We start from the raw sequence: 20,220 nt of genomic DNA on the forward strand, positions 1-20,220 counted from the left end.
TTTTCAGTCAAAAAAATCCCGACAATATACTAATCGTATCCATTGCGAGTCAAGAATGCGATCATTCGCTCGAAAAATAACGCTTGCGGAATACGTCCAAGAAAATGCCGAAATCGTCTAACCGGCCCGCTATACGTTCATATACTTTTGGCCCGGCTGGGTTTGCCCCGCCCTAAACCCCTCCTCCTATGCACAAAAAACTACTCCCAACCTTATGTTGGCTTGTGGGCGCGTTACTAACTGCCGTCAGTGCGGTAACTGCCCAGCAGATTGTCGAGGTGCTGCCCCTCACCGACCGGATCGTCATGGTACACCTCGACGAAGGCTTTGTCAACAAACACACGCTCGGCCAGAAACGGGGCGATGAGTCGGTAGTGCGAACCGAGCTGAATGTCGGATTGGCCACCACGCTCACGACGTATCAGCTCAGCAGCACGAACGACCCGGCCTACGGTACGGCCAAAAGCCCCGTCGACCTGGGACGTAAGAGTAAGGGTACCGACTACGCTTTCCTGTGTCAGAACTGGGGACCGAACGGCTGCGTCAACACTGACGCCGACCATGCCAAAGAGCATTGGCTATATCTGTACCTGCCTACGCCCCTGCAACGCGGCAAAGCCTATACGCTCAACACCGGGGCCGTCGGCAGCAATGGTAGCACCTGGAACTTTACATACGATGAGAAAACCATCCGCTCGGAAGCCGTTCACATCAATCAGATGGGCTATAAACCCAACGCGGCTCTGAAGTACGGTTACGTCTATCACTGGCTCGGCAACAAAGGCGGGCTGGACCTGACCAACTACGCCGGTAAGGATTTCTGGGTGGTCAATACCGCGAACAATACCGTAGCATTTTCGGGCAAGCTGGTTTTTCGGAAGAGCAAAACGAATCCCGAAACCGGTCAGCCGACCGACTCGCCCAACGCCAACTTCAGCAGTGCCGACGTCTATGAGTGTAACTTCTCCGGCCTGACTACGCCCGGTACGTATCGGCTGGCGGTCGAAGGTGTTGGCGCGTCATTTGAGTTTGCGATTGGCAACGACGTCTATACCGAACCGTTTACGGCGGTGATGAACGGGCTGTTCAAGAACCGCAGCGGCATTGCCATCACGGCTGGCCCCATCAGCGACCACAACCGCCCGGCACCGCACAACCCTGGCGTTACGCCGGGCTTCAGCAACCGGCTGTTCTACAGCACGGCACGAGCCGCCGATTACGTGACTGATGGCGGCAGCAGTGCCGAGCGAGCTACGGCCAAAGCCGCGTTTGAAGCTGGTAAGAAAGGCAATATCAACACCTGGGGCTTCTACCAGGATGCGGGCGACTGGGACGGGTACTTCTCGCACTCACGCGTGCCCGCCGACCTGCTGTTTCTGTACGAAAGCTTCCCGACGAAGTTTACCGACAATAGCCTGAAATTAGCCGAAACCGGTAACGGTATACCCGATCTGCTCGATGAAGCCCGCTGGTTGCCGCGTTACTACAAACGTACCAAAGACGCCATCGTAGCCAACGGCTGGGGCGACGGGGGTGTGGGTGGCTCGCGTATTTTCGGTGATCTCTGGGGGGGCGACGAGCGGCCCGACGGTACAACCAAAGCCTCCTGGACCGATACCGACCGCGACTGGTACGTATCCGGGGCCGACGTCTGGACCACCTTCCGCTACGCTGGCTTAGCCGCACACATGGCCTACAACCTGAGCCTCGCTGGTGCTACCGATCCCGAAAACATCAACTGGCAGCAGGAAGCCATCGACGCCTACGCCTGGGCACTGAGCAAACAAACCCCCGCCGACGAAACACCCAAAGGCGATTACGTGCTGCGCTACGACCGGCTCTACGCAGCCGCCATGCTCTACAAACTAACCGGCACCGAAGCGTATCATACGCAGTTCAAAACCGATTTCAACGCGCTGGACCTGAACGGCATCGACCTACAGGACGACGGGCGACTGGGGCTATGGGCCTATGCTACGTTGCCTGCCAACCGCACTGCTGACGCTACGATTCTGGCCGCCATCCGGGCAAAGGCCGTCAGCACGGGCGATGAGATTCTGGTGAACTCGGCCAACAGGCGGGCGGCTCGCTGGGGCGGCAACTGGTTCTTTCCGATGCTGGTGGGGCAGGGCACGTCGCCCATGATTACACAGGGCATTATGGCGTATTGCGTATTGCGTGGCAACAACCCGGCCAAAGCCAGCGAGTACCTGCCCTACATTGCCACCACCGCCGACTATTTCTTAGGCAACAACCCGCTCAACCAGACGTGGGTAACGGGCATGGGCAAGCGCTACCCCCGCGAGTTGTTCCACATGGATGGCTGGTATAGTGGGGCCACCAACACTACCCGCAGCGGCATCGTACCCTACGGACAATGGCGCACCAGCAACCCCCGCCCGGCGCAAATTGGCTGGTGGGACATTCACTGGGCCGAAAAAACCATCACGCCCGCCAACCTCGACACCTGGCCCGGCCACGAACGCTGGTTCGATCAGCGACCCACGCCCCTCTCGTCGGAGTTCACCGTACACCAGACGCAGCGGTGGTCGATTATGGCGTTTGGTTTTCTGAATGCCGTGGAAGAGCCGCCGTTCACGGGCGTACCCGTAACGGGCGTAACGATAAACCCCACTAATCTTACCGTCGTGCTGGGTCGAACCAGTTCGGCAACGGCCACGGTACAGCCCGGCAATGCGACCAATCAGGGCGTTACGTGGAGCAGCAACAACACCGGCGTGGCAACAGTCGGCTCCGATGGCACCATCACGGGCGTGGCCGAGGGCAGCGCGGTAGTGACCGTAACGACCGCCGAGGGTAATTTCAGCCAGGCGGTGAACGTAACGGTAGTGCGCCGGGCCGTAACGGGCATTAGTGTATCGCCCACCTCACTCACCGTCCGGGTCGGACGCACGGGTAGCCTCTCGGCTACGGTACAGCCCACCGATGCCACCAACGCCAACATTACGTGGAGCAGCAGCAATACCAGCGTAGCAACTGTCGCTAACGGAGTTGTAACGGGCGTAACCGAGGGTACGGCCACGATCACCGTTACGACCGCCGACGGTAATTTCCAGCAGTCGGTGAACGTAACGGTATCTCCGCTGGTGGGCTTTACATGTTCCGGCAATCTCGCGGTCAACGGCGACGTAGAGGCACCGGACATCACGGCAGGGGCGTCTACGACCAACTCCGGCTTCCAGTCGTTCGGTAATGCTACGCTTGCCGACGATGCGGTATCGGGTGTGCAGGCCATCAAGCTCAGCAACTACATGCACCAGATTATCTTTAACCCGGCGATCAAAAAATATACGTTGCGGGTAAAGATCAAGCGGCAGGGCAACACCAACTACGCGGGTATGAAGCTGGCCTTCCAGAACAGCGCGAATCAGGAACTGCCGGGCGCAATCGAAACCAATATCACCAATACCGACTATCAGGAGATTGCGCTTGGCCCGCTGGATGCCCCGGCAGGTGCTGATAAGCTACTGATGCAATTCTTCGTAGGCGGGGGTTTCCTGCTCATCGACGACGTTTGCCTGACCGCACAGGACATTGCCGACACGCAGGCACCCAGCACACCAGCCAACCTGAGCGTGGTAAATGCCCTCAGCCAAAGCGTACAACTCGGCTGGACGGCCTCGACCGACAACGTAGCGGTGACGAAGTACGAAATCCACCAGAACGGCACCAAAGTGGGCGAAAGCACTACCAACGCCTTCTCGGTAACGGGCCTTACCGCCGGTACGTCGTACACGTTTACGGTGAAAGCGTTCGACGGGGCCGGGAACGTATCGAGCGAAAGTAACGCGGTTACGGCCACCACCCTACTCAGCGATCCGCGCTACGAACTACTGCCCACCGACGACAAAGACAACGACGGTAACGGCACCCGCGCTACGGTAAATCACAGTCAGTTTACGAACGCCTACTACAAGTTCAACCTTGCGGGCGTGTCGGGCACCCCTACCCGCGCCCTGCTGCGACTGAACAAAACCGACGGGCGGGCTATGCTGGCGTACCTCGGCGTCTTTGCCGATGATCAGGACGGTTGGACCGAGACCGGCAGCACCAATCCGCAAAATGCCACAACCATCAGCACGCGTTACCTGCCGTCGGGTACAGGGTCGGTTATCGAGTTCGACGTAACGAATTACGTATTGGCTGAGTTGGGCGCGGGACGTAACAAAATTGCGTCGTTTCAGGTCAACAACCACATCGGTAACTGGGTGAGTCTGGGTACGAAGGAAAACGCCGGGCCGAAGCCGCAACTAATCATCAGCACGGCGGCCTTTACCGACAGTCAGGCACCGACGGCCCCCACGGGCCTGACTGCGACCGAACAGGCGCAAACGGGCTTCAGGCTGTCGTGGGCCATCGCTACCGATAACGTGGGTGTCATAAGCTACGAGGTTTTCAACGGGGCGAACAAGATCGGAACCGTATCGGCGGAACTGCAAACGCTGCTCGTCAAGAATCTGACGTCCGGTACCGGCTATTCGTTTACGGTGCGCGCGGTCGATGGCGCGGGCAACGGTACGTCCAGCGCGGCCCTTGCAGTGACAACGGCGGCAGCGTCGGCCACGAGCATCGTGATGACCACCACCGACGACACCGGCACCCCCGACAACGCCATCGGAACGGCCCCCTACGCTACGTTGAGCCAGTGGAACAACTCGTTTGCCCGCTTCGACCTCGCCAACGTACAGGGCACTGTCTCGAACGCCAAACTGCGGCTGTTTGCGCCTAACGCCATCACAATGACGCTGAAAAACGCATCGACCAAAAGCTGGTCTGAGCGGAACCAGAGTTCGCTACCCTCGCCCACTGACCCGGTGCTGAAAACGGCTTCGTCGAGCACCAATAATACGTATGTCGAGTTCGACGTAACGGACCTGGTGCAGTCGGTACTAACGGGCGACAAATTGCTGTCGTGGGCCATCAACCACACGGCGGGCAACTGGCTCTCCTGGCGAACCAAAGAAGATGCCGTCAATATTCCGCAATTGGTACTGACGCTCGTTGGTGAAACCGCGCCTACAGTGGCTCCCACGTTTAGCGGACTGCCCGCATCTGGCACAGCTTGTACCGGAAGTAGCACTACGCTCACGGCGAGTTGCGCCAGCGGTGCTGTTACGTGGCAGGGAACACCCCAGGGCACCATCAGCGGGGCAGCCATCGTCTTGCCAACCGCAGCCGGAACGTATAACTACACAGCGGTTTGTGCGAATGCAGCCGGTTCGGGACCATCGGCTACTACCAGTTTGACGCTCAGTACGCCGGCAGCTCCCAACTGGGCCAACGCAGGCGGGCAGCAGTCGGCTACGGTGACGCAGAACGCCAGCAGCGTTACGTTCGTGGCAACCAACTGCACGGGCCAACTCAACTGGACAGGTCCCAACAGTACATCGGGCACGGGCAGCATCATCGTCTCTACGTCGCAGACTGGTACGTTCGTCTATGGCGGCACGTGTTCTATTGGCTCGTGTGTGAGTAGCCCGGCCAACGTGACGGTAACAGTAATGGCTCCTGCCCTGAAAGTACAATACGCCGACGGCGACAACGGGCAGTTGACCAATAACAACATCAAACCGTACTTACGCATCGTCAACGACGCTAATACGCCCGTTCCGCTCGGCGACCTAAAAATGCGCTACTGGTTTACGGCGGAAAACTTTGCCGACATCAACACCTGGATCGACCACGCACAACTGGGCAACAGCTACGTGCAGATGAAGTATTTCCGTACTGAACAGCCTCGCTCTGGTGCTGATGGCTATATCGAGTACAGTTTTGCACAACTGGCGGGCGACCTGTGGGCCAACGGCAGTACCGGCCCCATTCAGTCACGTTTTGCCAACAAAGACTGGGCCGAGCTCAGCGAGGCCGACGACTATTCGTACCGGGCGGGCAGCAATTACGCCAACCACGACCGTGTTACACTTTACCGCAAAGATGCGCAGGGCAACTGGCAACTAATCTGGGGCACCGAACCAGCGGTAGTGCCCGCAGTGCAGGGTGTACGGGTGCTTACGTCGAGTCAAAGCAGCGGTGCCAACGCCATCAGTACGTTTCTGAAGATAGAAAATACCGGCAACGTACCGATCAGGTACGAAGACCTGAACGTGCGGTATTGGTTTACCAGCGAAGGCGGCAGCGCGCTTACCTACTCGCTCGATTACGCCAAACTGGGCAACGGCAACGTAACGAGCCAGTTTACGCGGCTCAACCCCGCCCGCACCAAAGCCGACGTATATGTCGAGATGGCGTTCAAACCCTCGCTGGGTTCGCTCTTTCCGCGCAGTAACACGGGCAACATACAGTACCGGATCAACAAAGCCGACTGGTCGAACTTCGATCAGGCCAACGACCACTCGTATCTGTCGGGTAGCACCTTCGCCGAGAACAGCCGCGTTACGGTGTATCACAAAGGGCAGTTGATCTACGGCACCGAACCCCCAGCCGCTGGTGGCCGACTGCCAGCTTCTGAAACAACCGATACCTGGGAGGCTCGCCTGCTGGTTAACCCCAGCCCAGACCGTGACATACGCGTGGAGATACGCGGAGCCGAAGGGCAATCGCTGCGGTTAAGCCTGACCGACATTCAGGGTCGGGTTGTTGCCGAGCAGCACATCGATGCAGCCGGAGCCGTAGAAGAACGCTCGCTCGACAGTGGCAGTCGCAACCCCGGTCTGTTTCTTTTACACGTCAATACTGCCCGGAAGTCGGTTACGTTGCGCGCATTGCGGCAGTGAGCCAGAGCTTATGTACGATTTTTTCTTCTGTAGTTCCATAGGTTACAGTAATGCATACAACCACGGGCCGGTATGGCTCGTGGTTGTTTTTTGCCTTATGCAATCTTGTTTCGGTTTTTGCTTGCGCCGTAGGCCCTCATATACTATATTTGCACTCCCAAATCAGGGGAAACCGCTCCCGTAGTTCAATGGATAGAATTATGGTTTCCGGTACCATCGATAGGGGTTCGAATCCCTTCGGGAGCACTTACAAAACGCTAACTTGTTGATAGTTAGCGTTTTTTGTATTTATAAGCTCGTCACAGACGTTTGGTTTTTCCCTACCCCGCCAGCACCCGCAACGCCTTCACCAACGCATCTACGTCGGCTAATGACGTAAACAAGCCGGGGGTAATGCGCACACCCTGAACACCCGCCGGTTCATTGTCGATGGCAACGGTCCAGATACCAAAGCGACTGAGCAGGGTTTTGGCGAGCGTAGCTGGTGGCATGCCTACTACGCCCACGTTGGCAATAGCGCAGGCCCGCAGCGGGTCGGCGGGGGTGTTGAGCCGGATATTAGACAGGTTCCGCACCGGTTCGGTCCAGTGGCGTTGGAGGTAGCGCAACCGGTTTTCTTTAAGCGACCCCCCTAAGCGATTGTGGTAGGCCACGGCGTCGGCAATGGCGAGGTCGGTATGCACGGGGTGCGTGCCCGTATGGTTCAGTTTGCGGATATCGTCGTCGGCAAAGCTACTGTCGCCAAACAACGGCCACAAGCCCGCAATCCGGTCTTTACGGACGTAGAGCATACCCGCCCCCAGCGGTACACTCAGCCATTTGTGCAAACTGCTGGCATAATAATCGCAACCCAGTTCATCAACCCGAAACGGGATATGTGCCAGCGCGTGCGCCCCATCGACTATCGTCTGAACACCCTTTTGCCGGGCCATCGCACAGATTTTCTTCACGGGCAAAATCTGACCCGTGATATTAATGATATGGCTGATTAACAGCAGTTTGGTGCGGGGCGTTAGGGCACGTTCGTACAGGGCAACCAGTTCATCGTCGGAAGTTGGGTGATTGGGCACCGAAACGATGCGGTTTACAACGCCGTACCGACGCGCCTGCAACCGGAACATGTCGAGCATGGCCCCGTAATCCTGTAGAGCCATAACAGCCTCATCGCCGGGTTTCCAGTCGAGACCGGCAATTACTGTATCGATGGATTCGGTTGTATTTCGGGTGATGATCAGTTCACTAACAGAGCAACCCGCCACTTCGGCCACGAGCCGCCGGGCTTCGTTCTTATCCTCGAACTGCCGCGTCCGCATATAATATGAGCCTTCGCGGTTTACGGCGCCAATATGTTGCCGAAACGCGTCGAGCGTAGTTTGCGGCTGAATACAGTAATAGCCGTTTTCGAGATTGATGTAGTCCGGTTTGAGCGCGTAGCCCCGCCGAATATCTGCCCAGAACGTTTCGTCGCGGACCAGATCGGCTACGGACGTGTTCGGCAACTCAGGGAGGGTTTTGAGCAGGTCGGGCAGCAAAGGCAGGCCAAGCGAAGCCCGCAAAAAGTCGGTTCGGGTCATGGCGTCGTGACGATAGACTACTGCAATTTCTGATTTTCCTTATGACGGGTGGCGTCGCGAACGTTCTTTTTTTCGAGATTTTTCTGAAACGCTTCCGTCAGGTCAACGCCTGTTTGGTTAGCCAGGCAGATGAGTACCCACAGCACGTCGGCCATTTCGTCGCCGAGGTCTTTGGCTTTGTCCGATTCCTTTTCCGACTGTTCGCCGTACCGTCGGGCAATAATCCGGGCCACTTCGCCGACCTCTTCGGTCAGCATTGCCATATTGGTCAGTTCGTTGAAGTACCGCACACCAACGGTCCTGATCCAGCCATCGACAGTAGTTTGGGCTTCTTGTAGGGTCATAAATGGGCCGATTAGACGTAAGCCCGAACATACAAAAAATAGATTGGTTTGGGCTTACGCGGGCGATTCAAAAGACCGATAAAAAATAATTCATGCGTGAGAGTTGGTTGTGTTTCTTTTTTACTTTGTTTTGCAAAGTACTTTTAATAACATAAAAAATGAATGCCGACTCTCAATCGTCTGTACCGGCTTTAGACCGGGTTAACCAATGGGTACGCACATCTACCATGCTCAAAATCATAGTTGTAGGCATTCTTGTATTGGTGTTGCTGGTGCCAACGAGCATGGTACAGTCGCTGATTACGGAGCGCGAACAAACCCGTACCGACGCCGTAAAAGAGGTCAGCGATAAATGGGGCAATGCCCAAATTATTGCCGGGCCGGTCCTGAGCGTACCGTTTACGGTTATCGAGAAAGACGAGAAAGGCCGCACTACCACCCGCACCGACTACGCCCACGCCCTGCCCGACGATCTCCAGATTACCGGCTCCATACAGCCGGAGCAACGCAACCGGGGCATCTATTCCGTTATGCTGTACAATACCCGGCTCACGGTTCGGGCTACGCTGAAACGCCCGCTGGCGGAGCGATTGGGCATCGACGAACGTGCATTGCAGTGGGATAAAGCCATTATTTCGCTGGGCGTGACCGATATGAAAGGCATTAAAGATACCATTCGGATGCAGGTCAACGGCAAGTCGCTGGTGGTGGAGCCGGGCATTCCGACCAACGACGTGCTGCGGTCGGGGGTGAGTGCATTGCTGCCCGCCGACGCCACCGACATCCGTTTTACGTGCGACCTGAACCTGAACGGCAGTACAGAACTGAGCTTTCAGCCGTTTGGCAAACAAACGACGGTTGCGCTTACCTCGCCCTGGGCCACGCCAAGTTTCAGCGGGGCGTACCTGCCCGACGAGCGCGACGTGAAAGCCGACGGTTTCCGGGCGTCGTGGAAGGTGTTGCAGTATAACCGCAATTTCGCGCAGCAGGGCGTTGGCCCGTTCATGGACGCCGTGACAGCAAATGGACAGCCGCAGTTGGCAACCGACAACACAGCCTTTGGCGTCAAGCTATTGCTGCCCGTCGATGAGTATCAGAAAACCACCCGGTCGGCCAAATACGCTATCATGTTCATTCTGATTACGTTCTCAGCGTTTTTCTTCGTAGAGATACTGAATCGACAACGGATTCACCCGATTCAGTATTTGCTGGTCGGGTTCGCCATTTGTCTGTTTTATGTACTGTTGCTGGCTATTTCAGAGCATCTGACGTTCAATCTGGCCTATCTGATTTGCTCGGTGGTGGTGCTGGCTCTGATTTCGTTTTACGTCCGCTACGTATTCCAAAACGCCCGACTGACGGGCCTGTTTACGGCGGTGCTGGCTCTGCTCTATGGCTTTTTCTACTCGCTGCTACAACTTGAAGATTACTCGCTGTTGTTGGGCAGTGTGGGCCTGTTGCTGATTCTGGGGACGATCATGTACCTCACCCGCAACGTGAACTGGTATAAGGCGTATGAGGGATAAGTTAAAAATGAAAAGTGAAAAGTTGGCTGACGCATGCAAGTTCTTTTTGCGTCAGCCAACTTTTCACTTTTCATTTTTAACTATTCACTTTTCATTCCCTCTCCGGCACGAATGTCAGCGACGAAAACTCATCTTCTACGAACACTTCCTGCGCGAGACCTTGTAACTGACTGGCCGTTACGGCATTGATGTCGTTGAAAATGTCGTTTAGAGATTCTACGCGATCAATGTCGAGCAGGCTTTTTGCCATCATCAGCATAAAGCTGTTGTTGCTTTCTTCGGCCATAGCCAACTGCCCAATCAATTGCTCTTTGGTCTGGTGCAGTTGCAGCGTCGTGAGGGGCTGGTCGCGGAGTCGTTTTAGCTCTTTACTGATCAGCGACTGTGCTTTATCGACTTTCTTCGGATCGGTGCCGAAGTAAATGCCCAGAAAACCCGTGTCTAAATACGGCGTATAGTTGGCATCGATAGAATACACAAGACCGTATTTTTCGCGCAGGTTGAGGTTCAGCCGCGAGTTCATGCCGGGACCACCGAGCAGGTTTACGAGCATAAAAAACGGCAGTCGGCGCGGGTCGGTCAGGCCGTAGGCGGGGCGACCGATAGCGCACTGAGCCTGCGTAATAGGCCGCTCTACACGGTCCTGACGCGGCACGTAGTCGGTCGGGGTTCGGCGTTGCCGGGCCGACTGCTGCGTAGGCACGTCGCTGAAATACCTTTCGGCAATTTTCACCACCTGCTTAAACGGCAAATTGCTGACCGACGCAAAGACAATCCGGCGCGTGTCGTAGTTTTCGGCAATGAACCGCTGAAGGTCTTCGCGCCGGAACGAACCAACCGTGTCGGTGGTTCCCAGGATGTTGGTTCCCAGCGCATGGTTTGGGAAAATCAGCGCATCGAAATCATCCTGAATGGCATCTTCGGGCGAGTCGTAATACATCGCCATCTCTTCGAGGATAACACCCCGTTCGCGTTCGATTTGTTTTTCGGGAAAAATCGAATGGAACGTAATGTCGGCCAGAAGTTCAGCCGCTTTCTCGAAGTGCGCACCCAGAACGGACGCATGAAAACAGACTTTTTCTTTGGTTGTATAGGCATTTAATTCGCCCCCAACCGTTTCAAGTCGGGTAATAATATGGTACGATTTCCGCTTTTCCGTACCTTTGAAAGCCATATGTTCCCAAAAATGGGCTATTCCCTGCTGATGCGGCTGTTCGTCGCGGCTACCAATGTCGAGCATGATACCGCAGTGTGCAATCTGCGTATGCGGTATTTGACGATGGGCGATGCGGATTCCATTGGGCAATGTATGTACTAAATAATCTTCCATTCGTAGGTATTGACGCGCTCGGCGTACTGATGATAACCGCAAGCACTCCGCCCCGGTTCCTGATTATTCAAACGGCGTTTATCGGCGACGTTATTCTGGCTACGGCCCTGCTCGAACAACTGCACCAGGCCCGCCCCGATGCCCGCATCGACCTGCTCGTTCGTCGGGGCAACGAGGGGTTGCTGGCAAACCATCCGTTTCTGAACGAGGTGCTAATCTGGGAAAAGAAAACGAATAAATACGGCAGTTTATGGCAGTTGCTGCAAACAATTCGCACCCGCCGGTACAACGCCGTCCTGAACCTGCAACGCTACGGCACTACGGGCTTACTGACTGCATTTTCGCGGGCTGAAATCCGCATCGGCTTCAATAAAAATCCGTTTTCGCGCTTTTTTACACACCGCGTTGAGCATCGGTTCGCACCGGGCGTGCACGAAGTTGACCGCAATGCGCAGATGTTACACGCCCTCACCCTCACCCCCGGCCCCTCTCCCAGAACGGGAGAGGGGAGCAATACTCCAGGCAGTTCCCCCCTCTCCCGTTCTGGGAGAGGGGCCGGGGGTGAGGGTACACGCCCAAAACTCTACCCGTCGCCCGCCGACTATGACGCCGTAAAATCCTATCAGGCGCAACCGTACGTATGCATTGCACCCACGTCGGTCTGGTTCACGAAACAATACCCCGCCGAACGCTGGGCCGAACTGATTGGCGCATTGCCGGATACAACAATGGTATATCTGCTGGGAGCACCTGCTGATGTTGCCGCCTGCGAACACATTCGTGAACAATCGCAACAGGCGAACCGGGTAGTAGTTCTGGCAGGACAATTGAGTTTGCTACAGTCGGCGGCTTTGCAACAGGGGGCGGCAATGAACTATGTGAACGATTCGGCACCGCTGCATTTATGTTCGGCAATGAACGCGCCAACAACGGCGGTGTTTTGCTCAACGGTGCCGGAGTTTGGGTTTGGGCCACTGGCCGACGTGTCGCGGGTGGTGCAGGTGCGGGAGCCGCTGGAGTGCAAGCCGTGTGGGCTACATGGGCGAAAAACCTGCCCGCTGGGGCATTTTGAATGCGGCTGGGGTATTTCTGTCGACGAACTGGCGCATTTATAAACGTACCACCCACCCCGTAACACCTTTGGCCGCACGCACTAACTGAAACGTACCGACAGTTGCCAGCACCTCAACCGCCGAGCCAACAGGCACGGTTGTGATAGTAGCCGCTGAAGGGTCGGCGGCATCGAGCAGGTTAGTGGGTTCGGTCAGTGTCAGGCGTTGCAGGGGGCGCGTAGCATTTTCGAGGGTGCTGCCCGCCATGTAGCCCACTTGTCCGTCGGAAAGTTCAACCCGGGGCCAGGCTTCCGTGCCGCCAATGATTGTCAGGGCCGTGGCTTTGGGCAACTCCCGCACAATAGGCGCGTCGGCGGTGGGGCTGAAGCGAAGGGCAGAACGGGCAGCCAGTACACGCACCGAATCGCCAAGCCGGGCCGGGTTGGGCAGCACCTGTCGCGCCGGACCACGACCGAGCCGGATAAATGGTAGCGGATCGGTTGCCCCCTCAGAGAAGCCATAAATGCCAAAATGAAGGTGCGGACCCGTGGTGCGGGCATTGCCGGTATTTCCTATAAACCCGATGGTATCGCCCACCACTACACGCTGCCCGTTGGCTACGTTCCAGCGGTCGAGGTGGGCGTAGTACAGCCGGATGTTGCGTTCAGTATCGGTTAGAAATGCTACGTTTCCGCCCAGTTGGTTTGTGCCCACGCCCGACACAATGCCGTTGACCGAAGCCAGCGCAGGCGTTCCCTTAGGCGCGAAAATATCGACACCTTCGTGCCGCCGACGTCCGCCATCGCGCGGAACACCGAAGAAACTGCTGATCTGCCGACTGTCGCGGCCCTGCACGGGAAACGCCAAAGCCGGTTCGCGCGTAATTGAAATTGTGTAGCGGCCCGTTCGGAGCAGTTCGGGCTGAATCCGAATCAGATAGGTTTGCGTTCGGCGCGGTTCCCAGGCCAGCACGTTGGTATCAGCTTTCGACGACGCCACCAGACTAACCCGGTCGCGGCTTTCGAGGGCAAACACGTCGATAAATACCTGCGCCGACTTCTGCCCCTGCGTTTCGACCCGAATCAGCAGCTTATCGCCCCGTTGCGCGTCGAGCCGGTAGCCCACGGCAAAGGCACGACTGGCCGAAAAATAGCCACTTTCGCGATACGGAACAGTGATACGGAGCGAGTCGCGGAGGGCACGATCTCCGGCGGCTAACCAGTCGGAGCCGAGGGCGGTGCGGTCGAGTTTAGCCTGTTTGAGCGATTGGCCGTACTCTTCGCGGGGCGACGACGACCGAAAAAGCGTTGACCCCGGCCCAATGCCTGTGCAGGCGGCAACCCAGCCGGTTAGCGCAACAATTATGAAAAAACGAAGTATGTTGTTGAGAAGCATATTAGTTCTGTAGTATTAAACGACTTTCTGGCGATCATATTTCAGCCGCGACAGATACACGACCATCAGCAAACCGATCAGGATACCGACCATTGGCAGCAGGAGCGCAAGCAGGGCCGAGCCAGCGTAAATACTGGCACTGATTAAAAAACCATTTTGTACCATGCGGACGCGCACGTCAGCCGCCGGACGTTTCAGCAGCCGGTAATCCGTTGTTGCATGCTTCCACATCAGGGAGAACGTGCCCGCAATGGCACCAAACAACAGCATCGTAAATGCCACAGGCAGTTCGTCGGCTGACGTAGAAATGTAGGTAGCGAGTACGTTCGTGGCGAACGGAATCAGGCTGGTCAGGAGCAGCAGCAAGCCGTTGAGATACAGAAACATAGCATCACTCCGGCGAATCACGTTGAACATGCGGTGGTGATTCACCCAGATCACGAAGATGGTAGCAAAGCTGAGCAGGAAAGCTACGTAAGCAGGCCACTGCTTCAGCAATTCCCAAAAAAGGGTTCGGCTGGTGTATTCTTCCTTGAACTCTGGTGCTTTCAGTTCAAACGTCAGCAGTGTAATGATAATTGCCAGTACACCATCGCTGAACGCTTCCATGCGCACGGTTTCATTCTCCTGAAAATCGGCCATTTATCGTTTGTTGAGTAGTCACCTGAACAACGATGCAGTGCTCAAAAAGTTAAGTGTCGATTGTTAGCAAATTTTTCAAACAAAGAAAAATCGCTTATGTTCACGGAGTAGACATTTACGCAACCAACTGTTTTATGGAAAGCCAGGCTAAGCTGGCGGGTCATGCGGCCCACCCGATTCTGATTGTGTTTCCGTTGGGGTTACTCTCTACCTCTGTTCTTTTCGATGTAGTCTATCTGCTCACTAATAATCCCACATTCGCGCAGGTTTCATACTGGATGATTGTGGCTGGCCTTCTGGGCGGGCTGGTAGCTACTTTGCCCGGCTGGGTCGATTGGTTCGCTATTCCCTCCAGAACGCGGGCCAAACGCATTGGTCTGGCACATGGCATGGGCAATGTGCTGGTCCTGATTTTGTTTGCCATTAGCTGGCTCTTTCGACGCGACGAAATCAGCTATGCGCCCTCAGTCATTGCGCTGGTGGTGTCGTTCGTGGCTTTTGCTTTGGTCGGATTTACGGGCTGGCTTGGTGGCGAATTAGTCAACCGGTTAGGCGTGGGTGTCGATGATGGCGCACACCTCAACGCACCAAACTCACTTTCTGGTCGCCCGGCAACGGACATCGACGGAGAAGGCGGGCGTATCACCGATACGGAAGAACATAGCCGATTTGCGTGAATTTACCCCCGCCCCCGCATGGCGAAAAAATACACGGGAATACCCAGCCCGGCAATTAGCAATCCCATGCCGGTGTTGAAGGTCTTCGTATACAGCAGAATAACGCAGATCAGCAGCGTGGCCCCGATGTACAGGGCTGGAATGAACGGATAGCCAAACGCCCGGTAGGGCCGCTCGGCGTTGGGTTCAGTGCGCCGAAGCCGAAACAGCCCGGCAATGGTAATCATGTAAAAAATCAGCGAGGCAAAAGTGCAGTAGTCGAGCAAATCGCCATAACGCCCCGACAAACACAGCACCGACCCCCAGATGCACTGAAACCAGAGTGCTTTGCCCGGCACGGCGTTCTTGTTTAGTTCGGCGGCCTGTTTCAGAAACAGGCCATCTTTTGCCATCGCATAATACAGCCGCGCCCCGGCCAGAATCAGGCCGTTGTTGCAGCCAAACGTCGAAATCATAATCAGCACGGCCATTACAGCCACAGCCACGTCGCCAAACAGCGTCGATACGGCGGCAGTGGCTACACGGTCGGCGTCGGCAAACTGAATGCCCCGGCCCAGAATATCAGTAGCCGTGGGCGACCCTTTCAGCGGCAGCATCGACAGGTACGACACGTTGGCCAGGAAATAAATCACTGTTACGATGAGTGTTCCGAACAACAGGGCCAGCGGAATATTCCGGCGTGGGTTCTTGATTTCGCCCGCAATGAAGGTGACATTGTTCCAGGCATCTGCCGAAAAAAGTGAGCCAATCATCGACGTGCCAAACGCCAACAGCAGAGCCAGCCCCGCCAGCGGCACCACTGAGCCATCGGCAGCAGTCGTCGTGGCGTTCCAGGCATCGGCGAAGTTAGCCGACAACTGCCCACTTTGCGTACCAACGGCAATGCCAATGACAATCAAGCCGAGTAACGAAATCAGCTTGGCCGACGTAAACAGATTTTGCACCAGTTTCCCACTCTGCACGCCCCGGCTGTTGAGCCACGTCAGCAGCACCAAACTGGCAATGGCAAACAGCGACCCCGCCGAAATTTTCACCGGCCCCAGCATAAAAAGCACATTTTCAGGGCTTAATGACGGTATAAACACGGCGGTGTATTTGGTGAACGCAACCGCTACGGCGGCAATGGTGCCGGTTTGAATGACCATGAAGACCGTCCAGCCGTAAACGAAGCCCGTTAGCGACCCGAATGCCCGCTGAATATAAATGTATTGCCCGCCTGCTTTCGGCATCATGCCCGCCAGTTCGCCGTAGCTGAGCGCAGCCGCCACCGTCAGTACGCCCGTCAGCACCCAGAGCATCAGCAGCCAGCCCGACGAGCCGAGGTTGCGGGCCATATCGGCAGTGACGATAAAGACGCCGGAACCAATCATGGAACCAGACACAATCAGGGTGGAGTCAAGTAGACTCAGCGAACGCTTGAACTCGGTTTTTTCTTCGGCCAGAACTTGATCTTGCATACAGGAAGACAATAAGTGTACAAGAAGCGTAAGTTTCGCCGAAAATCCAACGGTTGCCCAATCAGAAGCGGACCACCAAACTCGCCCCCGACATACCGAGCGTTGAGTAGGGCCGTATCTCCCACGATACTTTCTGCTTTAATGCCCGGTTGTAGTACTGCACCGCCCGCAGAAACGAATCACCCCGGCCACGCGGCCCCGACAGGGCCGCTATCAATCCGATACACATCGAAATAGTCCCGCCAATCATCAGCCCACGCCCGTTGGGTATGTTGGGCAGTTCGGTAGGCGGACTACCCACCGGAAAAGTTGCGGCTGTAGTGACGGGGCGCGACACCATTACGGCGGGTGTTGCATTGCCACTTACGGTGGTGCGGTAGCCCTTATGCGGCCCCGACTGGCAGGTGTATGTAAACGTTCCATTACCATTGCCGGTCCCGATCCAGGCACCGCAGGCCGTCATATCAGGCACTAACTGCGTAGTTGTAACGGGTTGTGCGGGCTGCTGATACCAGTTGTTTCGCCGTTCGCGCAACTGCCGGTCATACGAATCAGCCTGCACAGCTCCAATCGTGAGGGCAACGAGACCGGGCCAGAAAAATATAGCGGCAAGCGTCCCGGCTTCGCGCTGCCCCCGCACCAGTTGATTATATACGATATGTTCGCGCTCCACGTCAGGATCATTGAGTTTCAGCATAACCGGCCAAAGTTCGCGTTCGGGGTCCTGCACGTCGATACCGTCGTAGGTGTAGGTACGCTGAATAGCGGTGCTTACCCACGAGCGGTTGCCATAGGTAATGGGTATCTCGCGAAATTGAATCGGTTTGAGCGAGTCGGAAAGTGGCAAGGGCAACGATCCCGTTTGCGCCAGCACCGCTAATGGGCTGACCAGGAGGGCGGCAAAAAGACTGCGTTTCATGGCTGTGGCTTTTTTTGAGGAAATGTATCAACTAATGAATACCCTTTCATTAAAAACCACTAAACAGCTCATTAAAAAGCGGTTAGAACACTTCTCCGAAAATTTGCGTGTCTTGTCGTAATTACGATCCTCACCGCACTTCTACCTCATCGACCGCCATCTGCGCCGACTTGCCGGGGTTACGCATCGTGGCCGGAACGCTGCCCACGCTGCGGGCCACGATGCGCACGTAGCGGGCGGTGGTGGGCGCAAAGTCGAATGGGAGCCGCACGAAGGCGCGTTTGCCGTTTTCGGCGGGGTTGGTTTTGAAGGTGTCGATGGGCCGGAACGTCTGCCCATCGTCTGAAACGGCAATTTCGACCTGTTTGGGCAGGCACATGTTCTTGGCCGTATATTTCAGAAAACCCACCCGAACGCCCTGCACCGGCTGCGACTGACCGAGGTCGATGACCACGCCAAAATCGTCGGCAAACGAAACCACGTCGGCCACCTCGTAGCCGCCCATACCGCCCGTTTTGCCGTCGGTGAGCAACTGCCCTTTGTCGGGTCGGCCAGTGGTCGGTGCATACAGGTGTTTGTATGATTTGCCCGTCGCTTTCGAGACAATAAATTCTTTCTGCACTTTTGCCAACTGGTTCAGCGGCTTCGGTCCGTTGAAGGCCGCCACCCGAACAACCGTCGATTTATCGAGCAGCAGTGGTTTTTCATACCGCGCCGACTCGCCCGATGGTACGCTGCCATCGAGTGTATAGCGAATGTCGGGCACAAGCATATTGGCCGACAGAGCTACTTCTGCTTTTCCGTCGGGCGTGGGTTTGGCCGCGAAAGCCGGGTCGAAAAACGTGCGCGAATAGTTCACGTTCAGCCGGTCGAGCCGCTCGAAATGCGCGAGCAGCCGACGTGAGAAATCGTCATAATTTTTCAGCGCGAGGGGTGTCCAGGCTACTTCGGCCAGCGCAGCCGCACGGGGCCACGTCATATAGTCGGCCTGGGTTGCATTGGGAATGTATTCGGTCCAGAGGTTTCCCTGCACGCCCAGAATATACTGCTGCTGTTCGGGCGTCAGTTCGGCGGCTGTGGGATTGTATGAATAGGCCATCTCCAGCGGCAGTACACCCCCGAAACCCATCGGCTCCTGCGCCGGATCGCCCTGTAAATGATCGAGGTAGCAGTACGCGCCCGGTGTCATAATCACATCGTGACGCTGGCGGGCCGCTTCGATGCCACCTTTAGTGCCGCGCCAGCTCATGACCGTAGCATTGGGCGATACCCCCCCTTCCAGAATCTCGTCCCAGCCAATGATTCGACGACCTTTATTAGTCACAAACTTATCGATGCGGGTAATGAACCAGCTTTGCAGTTCGTGTTCATCTTTCAACCCTTCGCGCTTAATCAGTTGCTGGCAGAACGCACTCTTTCGCCAGGCATCTTTCGGGCATTCGTCGCCACCGATATGAATGTACTTGCCTGGAAATAGAGCCATTACCTCCGTCAGCACGTCCTGCAAAAACGCGAACGTCTTTTCGTTCGGGCAGAATACGTCGTTGAAAACGCCCCATTTGGTAGCGGGCTGGTAGGTTTTACTTCCGTCGCAGGAGAGTTCAGGATAGGCCGACAAAGCCGCGAGCGCGTGGCCCGGCATTTCTATTTCCGGCACTATGTCGATGTGTTTTGTGGCGGCATACCGAACCACCTCGCGCACCTGCTCCTGCGTGTAGAAGCCACCGTAGGGTTGCCCGTCGAACACCTGCGGGTCATAGTCGTCGTAGTGACCAATGAGCGTTTCGCGTCGGTTGGCTCCTATCTGCGTGAGTTTTGGGTACTTTTTAATTTCGATGCGCCAGCCCTGATCGTCGGTGAGGTGCCAGTGAAAGGTATTGAATTTATGCAGAGCCATCAAATCAAGTTGCCGTTTGATGAACGCTACCGGAAAAAAATGGCGGCTTACGTCGAGGTGAAGCCCCCGATAGACGTAGCGTGGGCGATCCTGAATGCGGCAGGCGGGCAATTTCACTGTCAGCGGCTGAGCAGCTACCGGTATAGACTGCGACCCACCACCCAGTACCGATGCGGGCAGCAGTTGATAGATTGTCTGCACGGCGTAGAAGAAGCCTCTCGGTGTAGTAGCCTCTACCGTAATCAGCTTATCGGTAACATCAAGTCGATAGCCTTCATTGCCCAAAACCGTATCGCGGACGGGCAAAAACTGAATGGCATTTGGTCCCGGCACAGCCATCCGATTTACAGTACGCACGGCTACGGTCAGGCCGCTGCTTCGACTGATTTGACTGGCAAACGTATCGGCAATGGCTTTCAACTCAGGCTGCGCTACGGGTACGAGCAGCGTAGTGCCAGACCGGAAGATAAATTCACCCGTTCGCGGTTCGAGCTGGGCCGGGCGTGGGATAACAGGATAACGGTCAAGAGTCTGACTAACAGCGGGATTCGAAATAAAACTAATCAACGCAGCCAATAAGGCCGTAGCAGCGAATTGTATGTACATTTTTTGAATCAGACAGTCGGGTTCGTTAGCCGACAAATGTACAAAA

At 56.1% G+C, this 20,220-nt stretch carries 12 protein-coding genes and 1 tRNA gene; 5 read left to right on the plus strand and 8 right to left on the minus strand.

Features of this window, described 5'->3' with window-relative positions; genetic code table 11:
• The first annotated feature begins 188 nt into the window (after positions 1-188).
• Positions 189-6,755, plus strand: a complete 6,567-nt coding sequence (locus AWR27_RS18080) for a cellulose binding domain-containing protein (RefSeq protein WP_083732904.1) — start codon at positions 189-191, stop codon at positions 6,753-6,755.
• Positions 6,756-6,929: 174 nt separating this feature from the next.
• A tRNA-Arg gene (locus AWR27_RS18085) sits at positions 6,930-7,001 on the plus strand.
• Between the two features lie 74 nt (positions 7,002-7,075).
• On the opposite strand, the gene AWR27_RS18090 is transcribed toward AWR27_RS18085, so the two are convergent.
• Together AWR27_RS18090 and AWR27_RS18095 are read right to left on the minus strand one after the other, a co-directional pair.
• A complete protein-coding gene (locus tag AWR27_RS18090) occupies positions 7,076-8,329 on the minus strand; it encodes an aminotransferase class V-fold PLP-dependent enzyme (RefSeq protein WP_077132490.1) in 1,254 nt (417 codons plus the stop codon).
• A 17-nt stretch (positions 8,330-8,346) separates the two neighbouring features.
• The gene (locus tag AWR27_RS18095; RefSeq protein ID WP_077132491.1) at positions 8,347-8,673 is read right to left on the minus strand and encodes a nucleotide pyrophosphohydrolase; all 327 of its coding nucleotides are present in this window, start codon (positions 8,671-8,673) and stop codon (positions 8,347-8,349) included.
• A 158-nt stretch (positions 8,674-8,831) separates the two neighbouring features.
• On the opposite strand from AWR27_RS18095, the gene creD reads away from it, so the two are divergent.
• The gene (creD, locus tag AWR27_RS18100; protein WP_077132492.1) at positions 8,832-10,199 is read left to right on the plus strand and encodes a cell envelope integrity protein CreD; all 1,368 of its coding nucleotides are present in this window, start codon (positions 8,832-8,834) and stop codon (positions 10,197-10,199) included.
• A gap of 91 nt (positions 10,200-10,290) precedes the next feature.
• On the opposite strand, the gene AWR27_RS18105 is transcribed toward creD, so the two are convergent.
• On the minus strand, positions 10,291-11,529 hold the full coding sequence (locus tag AWR27_RS18105) for a M16 family metallopeptidase (RefSeq protein WP_077132493.1): 1,239 nt from the start codon (positions 11,527-11,529) through the stop codon (positions 10,291-10,293).
• Between the two features lie 29 nt (positions 11,530-11,558).
• On the opposite strand from AWR27_RS18105, the gene AWR27_RS18110 reads away from it, so the two are divergent.
• The gene (locus AWR27_RS18110) at positions 11,559-12,644 is read left to right on the plus strand and encodes a glycosyltransferase family 9 protein (protein ID WP_077132494.1); all 1,086 of its coding nucleotides are present in this window, start codon (positions 11,559-11,561) and stop codon (positions 12,642-12,644) included.
• Here AWR27_RS18110 and AWR27_RS18115 read toward each other — a convergent pair.
• Positions 12,639-13,976: a peptidoglycan DD-metalloendopeptidase family protein gene (locus tag AWR27_RS18115; protein ID WP_077132495.1), complete on the minus strand. Its 1,338-nt coding sequence runs from the start codon at positions 13,974-13,976 to the stop codon at positions 12,639-12,641. The genes AWR27_RS18110 and AWR27_RS18115 overlap by 6 nt on opposite strands.
• A 15-nt stretch (positions 13,977-13,991) precedes the next feature.
• Positions 13,992-14,618, minus strand: coding sequence for a TMEM175 family protein (locus tag AWR27_RS18120; protein WP_077132496.1), 627 nt, complete (start codon positions 14,616-14,618; stop codon positions 13,992-13,994).
• A gap of 134 nt (positions 14,619-14,752) precedes the next feature.
• Here AWR27_RS18120 and AWR27_RS18125 point away from each other — a divergent pair, with 134 nt between their 5' ends.
• Positions 14,753-15,295, plus strand: a complete 543-nt coding sequence (locus tag AWR27_RS18125) for a DUF2231 domain-containing protein (RefSeq protein WP_077134065.1) — start codon at positions 14,753-14,755, stop codon at positions 15,293-15,295.
• Between the two features lie 2 nt (positions 15,296-15,297).
• Here AWR27_RS18125 and AWR27_RS18130 read toward each other — a convergent pair whose 3' ends face one another.
• The 3 genes from AWR27_RS18130 to AWR27_RS18140 all read right to left on the minus strand — a co-directional run bounded on the left by AWR27_RS18130 (position 15,298) and on the right by AWR27_RS18140 (position 20,174).
• Entirely contained in the window at positions 15,298-16,752 is a 1,455-nt protein-coding gene (locus tag AWR27_RS18130) for an APC family permease (protein ID WP_077132497.1), read from the minus strand.
• A gap of 61 nt (positions 16,753-16,813) precedes the next feature.
• Positions 16,814-17,671, minus strand: a complete 858-nt coding sequence (locus AWR27_RS18135) for a hypothetical protein (RefSeq protein ID WP_077132498.1) — start codon at positions 17,669-17,671, stop codon at positions 16,814-16,816.
• Positions 17,672-17,801: 130 nt separating this feature from the next.
• Positions 17,802-20,174 carry a glycoside hydrolase family 20 protein gene (locus tag AWR27_RS18140; RefSeq protein ID WP_077134066.1) on the minus strand — a complete coding sequence of 791 codons (2,373 nt, stop codon included), beginning with the start codon at positions 20,172-20,174 and terminating at the stop codon, positions 17,802-17,804.
• Positions 20,175-20,220: the final 46 nt, after the last annotated feature.

This window comes from Spirosoma montaniterrae (assembly GCF_001988955.1).
GTDB lineage: Bacteria > Bacteroidota > Bacteroidia > Cytophagales > Spirosomataceae > Spirosoma > Spirosoma montaniterrae.

Excerpts from the sequence above, each read along its gene's own strand:
- AWR27_RS18080 (WP_083732904.1), top strand. The coding sequence starts at position 189 with ATGCACAAAAAACTACTCCCAACCTTATGTTGGCTTGTGGGCGCGTTA.
- AWR27_RS18090 (WP_077132490.1), bottom strand. The coding sequence starts at position 8,329 with ATGACCCGAACCGACTTTTTGCGGGCTTCGCTTGGCCTGCCTTTGCTG.
- AWR27_RS18095 (WP_077132491.1), bottom strand. The coding sequence starts at position 8,673 with ATGACCCTACAAGAAGCCCAAACTACTGTCGATGGCTGGATCAGGACC.
- creD (WP_077132492.1), top strand. The coding sequence starts at position 8,832 with ATGAATGCCGACTCTCAATCGTCTGTACCGGCTTTAGACCGGGTTAAC.
- AWR27_RS18105 (WP_077132493.1), bottom strand. The coding sequence starts at position 11,529 with ATGGAAGATTATTTAGTACATACATTGCCCAATGGAATCCGCATCGCC.
- AWR27_RS18110 (WP_077132494.1), top strand. The coding sequence starts at position 11,559 with ATGATAACCGCAAGCACTCCGCCCCGGTTCCTGATTATTCAAACGGCG.
- AWR27_RS18115 (WP_077132495.1), bottom strand. The coding sequence starts at position 13,976 with ATGCTTCTCAACAACATACTTCGTTTTTTCATAATTGTTGCGCTAACC.
- AWR27_RS18120 (WP_077132496.1), bottom strand. The coding sequence starts at position 14,618 with ATGGCCGATTTTCAGGAGAATGAAACCGTGCGCATGGAAGCGTTCAGC.
- AWR27_RS18125 (WP_077134065.1), top strand. The coding sequence starts at position 14,753 with ATGGAAAGCCAGGCTAAGCTGGCGGGTCATGCGGCCCACCCGATTCTG.
- AWR27_RS18130 (WP_077132497.1), bottom strand. The coding sequence starts at position 16,752 with ATGCAAGATCAAGTTCTGGCCGAAGAAAAAACCGAGTTCAAGCGTTCG.
- AWR27_RS18135 (WP_077132498.1), bottom strand. The coding sequence starts at position 17,671 with ATGAAACGCAGTCTTTTTGCCGCCCTCCTGGTCAGCCCATTAGCGGTG.
- AWR27_RS18140 (WP_077134066.1), bottom strand. The coding sequence starts at position 20,174 with ATGTACATACAATTCGCTGCTACGGCCTTATTGGCTGCGTTGATTAGT.